At 58.9% G+C, this 1,127-nt stretch carries 1 protein-coding gene; it reads left to right on the top strand.

Features of this window, described 5'->3' with window-relative positions; all coding sequences use genetic code 11:
• On the top strand, positions 1 to 937 hold a 937-nt coding region (locus A3754_RS22630; protein WP_063521404.1), incomplete at its 5' end, for a PepSY domain-containing protein.
• Between the last annotated feature and the right edge of the window lie 190 nt (positions 938 to 1,127).

A 1,127-nucleotide genomic window follows, 5' to 3' on the forward strand; every position in this document is an offset into this window, starting at 1 on the left:
CTTCCTGGACCCGGTCACCGGCGAGATTGTCGGCAAGCGCGAGTGGGGGAAAATCTCCCTGCACCCGGAGCACCTGATGTCGTTCCTTTACAAGCTGCACTTCACCCTGCACCTGCCGGAATGGAAGGGCATTGATCGCTGGGGCATCTGGTTGATGGGGGCCGCCGCCATGGTCTGGCTGTTCGATACCTTTATCGCCATGGCGCTGACCCTGCCGCGCAAACGCCGCGTACAAAAGCCCGGCGGCAAGAGCTGGATGCAACGCTGGAAACCGGCCTGGATGATTCGTCGTGGCGCGGGCGCCTACAAACTGAACTTCGATCTACACCGGGCCGTGGGGCTGTGGGTGTTCGGGCTACTGCTGATGCTGGCCTTTACCTCTTTCTCCCTGAACCTGTACCGGGAAATTTTTTACCCGGTCATGTCCATGGTGTCAGAAACCACCCCGGGGCCGTTTGAAACACGCACACCCACCGCCTTGCATGATCCGGTAGAACCCCAGGTAAGCTGGCCTGAATTATTTGCAAAAGCCCGCACCGAAGCGGACAACCGCGGCTGGGAAGAACCCATCGGCGACACCTTCTACAGCGACAATTTCGCAGTCTTCGGCGTGCGTTTCTACTACCCGGGTGAAGACCACGACAGCGGCGGCATGAAGGTGAAAAGCCTCTACTATGATGGCAAGAGCGCGGACTTGATCGGTGACGAAGTGCCCTGGGAAGGCACCGCCGCCGATGTCTTCAACCAACTGCAATTCCCACTGCACTCCGGCCGTATTGCCGGCCTGCCCGGCCGCATCATCGTGTCGATCATGGGCATCGCCGTGGCCATGCTCTCCATCACCGGCCTGGTGATCTGGTGGAAGAAACGCAAGGCGAGGGTGGCCAGCAGAAAGCGTAAACAGGAAATGGCCTTGAACTCCGCCACCTACCAATAAGCACCTGTAGGAGATTCTATGTTGTCCACCCCAGTCTTCATGAGGCAGGGGCCGGCTGATAGTCGGTGCCATTTTTCATAAGCGCGAAGGCGATACGAACCAGTTTGCGCGCCAGGATGACTAACGCTTGGGTAGTTGCCAGCCCTCGATCCAGATAAGCCTGATAGACCCCTGCCCAACGCTTGCTCCG

This window comes from Alcanivorax sp. HI0083 (assembly GCF_001635175.1).